General features: G+C 52.4%; 3 protein-coding genes. All 3 read left to right on the top strand.

All coding sequences use genetic code 11. The annotated features are described in order from the left end of the window. Nucleotides 1-1,166 (top strand): acyl-CoA dehydrogenase family protein (locus ASH01S_RS17320; RefSeq protein WP_083517329.1); only part of this gene is annotated, 1,166 nt, incomplete at its 5' end. A gap of 147 nt (nt 1,167-1,313) precedes the next feature. Continuing rightward, nucleotides 1,314-2,042, top strand: a complete 729-nt coding sequence (locus ASH01S_RS17315; protein WP_067929684.1) for a GntR family transcriptional regulator — start codon at nt 1,314-1,316, stop codon at nt 2,040-2,042. Between the two features lie 559 nt (nt 2,043-2,601). After that, nucleotides 2,602-3,600 (top strand): LacI family DNA-binding transcriptional regulator, encoded by a 999-nt coding sequence (locus tag ASH01S_RS17305; RefSeq protein ID WP_067929682.1) that lies wholly within the window; start codon nt 2,602-2,604, stop codon nt 3,598-3,600. The last annotated feature ends 124 nt before the right edge of the window (nt 3,601-3,724 follow it).

Raw genomic sequence — 3,724 nt, 5'->3', positions numbered from 1 at the left:
GCGTCGATTATATGGAGAAGGCAGCCCGATTGGCAAGACGGTTTCGCGAAGATGCCGTGGAACGCGATAAAGTGGGGGGCACCCCAAAAGAGCAGCGGGACTGGATACGTGAAAGCGGGTTGTTGAAACTGTTGATTCCCAGGAGTTACGGCGGTTTCGGTCTGCCCTGGTCCGCGGTCCTGCGGGTTGTACGGGAGTTTGCCCGCACCGACACAGCCCTGGCTCATTTGTACGGATACCATTTTCTTAGCCTTTCCTCCGTACATCTTGCTGGAACAGAGGAACAACAGCAGTACTACTACACGGAGACAGCCAAACATGATTATTTTTGGGGAAATTCTGTGAACCCTCTTGACGACCGTACGTTCGGAGAGCGAACGCACGATGGCGTGATTGTGAACGGAAGGAAGTCATTCAGCTCTGGATCTCCAGACTCGGATATGCTGGTCATTGCATGGAAAGACCAGGAAACTGGGGAATTGCGCAAAGGCATTGTACCAACTGACCGTCCAGGGGTGCTCGTGCATGACGACTGGGATTGCATGGGACAGAGGCAGACCGGCAGCGGCACAGTATCTTTTCACTATCTGAAGCTGCATTCATCAGAGATCCTGGAACGAGCTTATATGGAGGACAACGCATTTTCCACGCTGACTCCCATTCTTTCCCAGAGCATTCTTGCCTCGGTATTCGTCGGCAGTACACTGGGCGCTCTGGAGGAAGCTCGGCAGTATACGAAGACGGAGGCGCGGGCCTGGTATCGATCAGGGGTCGCAAACACGTCCGAGGAGCCGTCGACGCTAAGTCGGTACGGACAGATGTGGACAGATTACCAGGCAGCACTCAGCCTCGTCGAGAAAGCAGCTCTGAAGCTGGACGAAACATGGGACAAAGGCGTGTCGCTCACGGATGAGGAGCGCGGGGAATGTGCAGTGCTGGTGGCAGCCGCCAACGTTCAAGCGGGCAACACGGCGCTTGATATCACTTCGCGGATCTTCGAGGTGATGGTGATGGGCGCCCGGTCGACAGCTTCCCGTTATGGGTTCGACCGATTCTGGCGCAATGTGCGCACGCACACGTTGCACAACCCTGCAGAGTTCAAGCTGCGGAACGTAGGGAATTGGTTTGTAAACCGGGAGTGGCCAGAGCCTGGGTATTACTCCTGAGGTTTACGGGCCAGACACCACCCCCTGAAGGCAGAAAATTGACTTTACCAAGAGGATTACTTTATAATGTTATCAACTCTTCCCATACATCCTGGGTCCAGCTGACTTTCTAAAATATGGAATGACCACTGCAGAGGGGGCTCGCGTGTGAAGACGGGCGTTCCGCTTTACCAACACCTCAAGGCTGAAATTTTGCGCGACATTCAGGCCGGAAGGTGGCGCCCAGGTGATCAAATTCCCTCGGAAACAGAATTGGCGCAGGAAATGGGTGTAAGCCGGATAACGGTCCGCCAGGCCATCGCTGATCTCGTGTCGCTCGGATACCTGGCTAAACGGCAGGGCAAAGGGACGTTTCTACTGCGACATAAAGAATCTCTGACGGCGTCGAAGTTTCGTGGTTTCGCAGAGGAGCTGCGGGCACGTGGGTGGCAGGTCAGAATGGACGTCAGAGGAGTACGCATGATGACGACCTATCCTCAGATAGTGGCGGACCATCTGCGTGTTCAAGAGCCTGCCCAGGTGATTCAGATTCGCCGTATCGCATGGGTCGAAAATGAGCCCGTGTTTCGAGAAACTTCCTATTTGATCCCTCCGCCCGGGGCCGCTTTGGACGAACTCCAACAGCATGTGGACGCGTACAACCATGTCTATGGTTTTTTTGAACAGCATGGTGTAAGAATATCCTTTGGCAGTCAACAGATTTCCGCGACGCGTTCCGTGTACGAAGACATGTTGGAGCTGGGCATCCGCAGCGACGAGCCGATTCTCATGATTCGGCGTGTAACATCGGATCAGACCGGCACCCCGGTGGAATTTTCCGAGGTGCGCTATGCCTCCAGCAGGTATCAGTTTGAAGTGAACCTCGTGCGGGAATGAAACCGTTACCTGAACGAACGTAAAACGTGGCCGAAGAACAGAGCCGGCCACACTGATTATTTATCCTGCCGCGATGGACCAGTTGGAGGTTAGATCTCTGTGAGCCGGGAGCCCGCCGGCAGCGCGAGCCGCCTTAACAGCGCGTACGACTGCTTCAGCGAGAACCTCTGCTGAAATCCTGGCAACCAGCATGATGGTCGTGGTTTTTAGATACCGCCACATTCCATCCACGTAAATCCACATGGCATGGGCTCTTCAGGTAGCGCAATTGTCCCTCCACCTCGGCCTGCTCTTTGTGCCATCGAGCACCTTCAGTGTCCACAGGGTCGAAAGTGCTACCCGGCAACCATGGACGCGAAACGTGGGGACCAACACTGGACTACGCACTCGTTGCTGTGTTGGTCGCTAACGAAGATGCCTCAAGAGTGACTCCCCCACAGCGATCACCGATTTGCAAAAAACAAAAAATTACTTGACGAGAAATTAAAATTAGTGATAACATGCACCTGTAATTTAGTAATTTCAATTATGAGTTTTTCTTTGTGGAGTGTATCCGTACATGACAACAATGCGGGACGTAGCAGAACTTGCAAATGTATCGACCGCAGTGGTTTCCCGTGTGCTGAATGGCGACCGTACTTTGGCAGTATCGGATAACACGCGTCAGCGCGTTTTGGACGCTGCCAAGAAATTAAATTATCGAGTAAAAACGAGGAGAAGTTTAACTAAAAAAGAGGAATCGAGGCCACTTGAGAGCGTGGCGGTCATCCGCTTTCAGTCCAAAGAGATGGATAAAGAAGACCCGTATTTCTCGTATATTCAGCGCGGTATTGAGCTTGAGGCTCAGCGGTTCGGGACGGTTGTTCATACCTACCATTGGAGCGACGACGAACTTGGCCTGAAGCAAAAGTCTGCCGATTACGACGGAATTATCGTCGTGAACGGAGACAATTTCAATCCTGAATGTCTGGATGCGAAACGACTCATTTTTGTCGACTATTGCCCAGATGTAAATCGGTATACCTCAGTCATGGTCGATTTTAACCAGGCTACAAGGACCGTTTTGCAGCATCTAGTTCAGCTAGGACACGAGAAGATTGGATTCATAGGAGGCGGGAGGCCGTTCGGGAAGGACCCCAGACACCTGGCATACGAATCTTTCATGAGAGAGATTGGCAGATTTTCTGCGGACGACATTTTCATCGGTGAGTGGGCGATGAGTTCGGGCTATGAGCGGATGATGGAGGCTTTAAGCAGGCGTAATCGACCATCCGCATTCTTCATTGCGAGCGATCCGATGGCGATTGGGGCACTTCGAGCCATCCATGAACGTGGGCTGAAGGTGCCTAATGACATTGCGGTGGTGGGGTTTGACGACATCGAAACTGCAGCGTACGTATCTCCCTCACTGACGACCGTTCATGTGAACACGGAACTGATGGGCAGATTGGCGGTGCGCTTGTTGCAAAGGCCATTGGATGAGGACGTTCCGGTTCAAGTACATGTTCCTTTTCACTTGGTGATTCGAGAGACTTGCGGTGGGTGCGTGCATGGGTAAAACAAGACCACTTACTTGAAGAAGGAGAAGTGTTCATAATGAGTGCTGAACATTTTAAGAGAAAAGGTTCCATGAAGAAAGTTGCATTTGCGAGTTGGATTGGTGGTGTCATGGAGTGGTATGG

The organism is Alicyclobacillus shizuokensis NBRC 103103, assembly GCF_001552255.1.
Classification (GTDB): domain Bacteria; phylum Bacillota; class Bacilli; order Alicyclobacillales; family Alicyclobacillaceae; genus Alicyclobacillus_G; species Alicyclobacillus_G shizuokensis.
This window is presented reverse-complemented; position numbering and strand designations above follow the sequence as displayed.